This is a genomic window from Microbacterium sp. ZOR0019, assembly GCF_000800925.1.
Taxonomy (GTDB): domain Bacteria; phylum Actinomycetota; class Actinomycetes; order Actinomycetales; family Microbacteriaceae; genus Microbacterium; species Microbacterium aurugineum.
This window is the reverse complement of sequence record NZ_JRKC01000114.1, coordinates 1-3,395: the sequence shown is the minus strand read 5'-3', so window position 1 is coordinate 3,395 and position 3,395 is coordinate 1. Positions and strand designations below refer to the sequence as shown.

General features: G+C 71.4%; 4 protein-coding genes. All 4 read left to right on the top strand.

Annotated features, from left to right (window positions below):
- The coding region (locus tag L978_RS18120; RefSeq protein ID WP_047524885.1) for a 2-keto-4-pentenoate hydratase at positions 1-764 on the top strand (764 nt) is incomplete at its 5' end.
- Positions 761-1,699: an acetaldehyde dehydrogenase (acetylating) gene (locus L978_RS18115; RefSeq protein WP_047524882.1), complete on the top strand. Its 939-nt coding sequence runs from the start codon at positions 761-763 to the stop codon at positions 1,697-1,699. The genes L978_RS18120 and L978_RS18115, both read left to right, overlap by 4 nt.
- Positions 1,696-2,727, top strand: a complete 1,032-nt coding sequence (gene dmpG / locus L978_RS18110) for a 4-hydroxy-2-oxovalerate aldolase (protein ID WP_047524881.1) — start codon at positions 1,696-1,698, stop codon at positions 2,725-2,727. Before L978_RS18115 ends, dmpG begins: the two co-directional genes overlap by 4 nt.
- Positions 2,724-3,395 (top strand): 2-keto-4-pentenoate hydratase (locus L978_RS18105; RefSeq protein ID WP_052193862.1); only part of this gene is annotated, 672 nt, incomplete at its 3' end. The genes dmpG and L978_RS18105, both read left to right, overlap by 4 nt.

Sequence of the window (3,395 nt, the reverse complement as noted above, 5' to 3'; positions counted from 1 at the left end):
GGGCCGCCGAGTCCGGACGGCCGTGCGCGCCGGTGCGTGACCTGCTCGGCGAGACGGATCAGGATGCCGCGTACGCGGTCCAGTCGTCCGGCATCGCCCGGCGACTCAAGGAGGGACGACGCCTCGTCGGTCGCAAGATCGGGCTGACCTCCCCCGCCGTGCAGACGCAGCTCGGCGTCGACAGCCCCGACTACGGCGTGCTGCTCGACGACATGATGTTCGCCGACCGCGAGCCGATCGACCTCGCGCGCTTCCTGCAGCCGCGCGCCGAGGCCGAGGTCGCCTTCGTGCTCGGCCGCGACCTGGACTCCCCCACGACGCACGTCGCCGATGTCATCCGGGCCACGGAGTTCGTGCTGCCCGCGATCGAGGTCGTCGACTCCCGCGTGGCCGACTGGGACATCCGCATCACCGACACCATCGCCGACAACGCGTCGAGCGGGGCGGTCGTGCTCGGTACGACGCCCCGGCGCCTCGACGGGTTCGACCTCACGACGCTCGGCATGACCCTCGACCGTGGGGGCCGCCCGGTCTCGACCGGATCCGGTGCCGCGTGCCTCGGGAGTCCTGTCATCGCGGTCGCCTGGCTCGCGCGTGAGGTCGCCCGGCGCGGACAGCCGCTGCGCGCGGGCGAAGTGATCCTCTCCGGCGCGCTCGGCCCGATGGTCGACGCGACCGCCGGGGTGTTCCGCGCGCGCCTCGAAGGACTCGGCGACGTCCGAGCAGACTTCTTCGGCACCGTATCGGAAGGGGCTGCAGCATGACCATCGGCATCGCCATCATCGGCTCGGGCAACATCGGCACCGATCTGCTCATCAAGGTGAAGCGGCTCTCGACGACCCTCCACGTGGTCGCGATGGCGGGCATCGACGAGCGCTCGGACGGCCTGGCCCGCGCACGGCGACTCGGTGTCGCCACCACCCATGACGGGGTGGACGGGCTCATCGCGATGCCGGAGTTCGCCGACGTCGAGCTGGTGTTCGACGCGACTTCGGCGGGAGCCCATGCCCGCAACGACGCGCTCGTGCGCAACGCCGGACGCCTCATGGTCGACCTGACCCCCGCCGCCATCGGGCCGTACGTCGTACCGGTCGTGAACCTCGACGCCCACCTCAGTGCGACCAACGTGAACATGGTCACCTGCGGCGGCCAGGCCACGGTGCCGATGGTGGCCGCCGTGTCACGCGTCGCCCCGGTGGCCTACGCCGAGATCGTGGCCTCGATCGCCTCGAAGTCAGCCGGCCCCGGCACCAGGGCCAACATCGACGAGTTCACCGAGACCACTGCCCGCGCGCTCGAGGTGATCGGCGGCGCCGAGCGCGGCAAGGCCATCATCGTGCTCAATCCCGCCGACCCGCCCCTCATCATGCGCGACACGGTCTTCTGCCTGGTCGAGGGCGACCCCGCCACGCTGGATCGCAATGCCGTGAGCGCCTCGGTCGATGCCATGGTCGCCGACGTGCAGGCCTACGTCGGGGCCTATCGCCTCAAGCAACAGGTGCAGTTCGACGCGGTCGACGAGGCGTACGTGCCGGCTCTCGACCGTCCGTTCCGAGGAACCCGCGTGAGCGTCCTGCTGGAGGTGGCGGGCGCCGGCCACTATCTTCCGGAGTACGCGGGCAATCTCGACATCATGACCTCGGCCGCCCTGCGCACGGCCGAGCGACTCGTCGCCGAACGGACAGGGGTTCCCGCATGACCACCACTCCCCGCGTGTACGTGCAGGACGTCACCCTCCGCGACGGCATGCACGCGATCGGCCACGGCTACACGACCGATCAGGTGCAGGGCATCGCCCGCGCTCTCGAAGCGGCGGGAGTGGACGCCATCGAGGTCGCCCACGGCGATGGTCTCGGAGGGTCGAGCGTCGCCTACGGACAGGGCGCGCACACCGACTGGCAGTGGATCGAAGCGGCGGCCGGGGTGCTCGACCGTGCCGTCCTGACCACCCTGATCCTGCCCGGCATCGGCACGATCGACGACCTCGCCCGCGCCCGTGATCTCGGTGTCGGGAGCGTGCGGGTGGCGACGCACTGCACCGAGGCCGACGTCGCCATCCAGCACATCACCTGGGCGCGCGAGCACGGCATGGACGTCTCGGGATTCCTGATGATGAGCCACCTCAACGACCCGCGCGGCCTCGCCGCGCAGGCGACGATCATGGAGACCGCAGGCGCGCACTGCGTGTACGTGACCGACTCCGGCGGGCGCCTCACGATGCGCGACGTCGCCGACCGCGTCGACGCCTACCGCGAGGTCCTCGACCCCGGCACGCAGATCGGCATCCACGCCCACGAGAACCTCTCGCTGAGCGTGGCCAACAGCGTCACGGCCGTCGAGCACGGCGTGTACCGTGTCGACGCCTCGCTCGCCGGGCAAGGGGCGGGCGCGGGGAACTGCCCGATCGAAGCGTTCATCGCGGTGGCCGACCTGCTCGGCTGGGAGCACGGCTGCGACCTGTTCGCGCTGCAGGATGCGGCGGAGGAGCTCGTGCGGCCGCTGCAGCGCCGCCCCGTCCGTGTCGACCGCGAAACCCTCACGCTCGGCTACGCGGGCGTGTACTCGAGCTTCCTGCTGCACGCCGAGCGCGCGGCCGAGAAGCACGGCCTCGACGCCCGCGACATCCTCGTGGAGTTGGGGCGCCGCCGCATGGTGGGCGGCCAGGAGGACATGATCGTGGACGTCGCCCTCGACCTCGTCGCCGCGCGGACGGGGGCGACCGCATGACCGCCGATGCCGTGTTCGCCGCCGCGCTCGACACCGCTCAGCGCACCGCGACCTCGATCGCTCAGCTCTCCTCCGAGGAGGAGGTCGGTCTCGACACCGCCTACGCCACACAGCACGCGCTGATCGCCCGCCGCCTCGCCCGCGGCGAGCGCATCACCGGCCTCAAGCTGGGCTTCACGAGTCAGGCGAAGGCCCAGCAGATGGGCGTGCACGATGTGATCCTCGGCACTCTGACCGACGCCATGCGCCTCGACGACGACGCCGTCTTCGACCGTCGATCCGCGATCCACCCGCGCATCGAACCCGAGGTCGCTTATCTCCTGGCGACCGACATCGACGGCTCCGCCCCCGGGCGCCCGCTCTCCGACCTCATCGCTGCGGTCGCTCCCGCCCTGGAGATCATCGACTCGCGGTACCGGGACTTCCGCTTCAGCCTCGCCGATGTCGTGGCCGACAACACGTCCGCCGCCGCGTACGCGACCGGTCCCTGGACTCCCTTCGACCGCGCCGCAGCCCTCGACAACAGAGCGGTGCTGCTCGAGGTCGACGGTCGGGTCAGCGCCACGGGTTCGACGTCCGCCATCCTGGGCGACCCGGCGCGCGCCGTCGCCGCGGCCGCGCGACTCGCCGCGCGGTACGGGTTCGCACTGCGTGCCGGCATGGTGCTG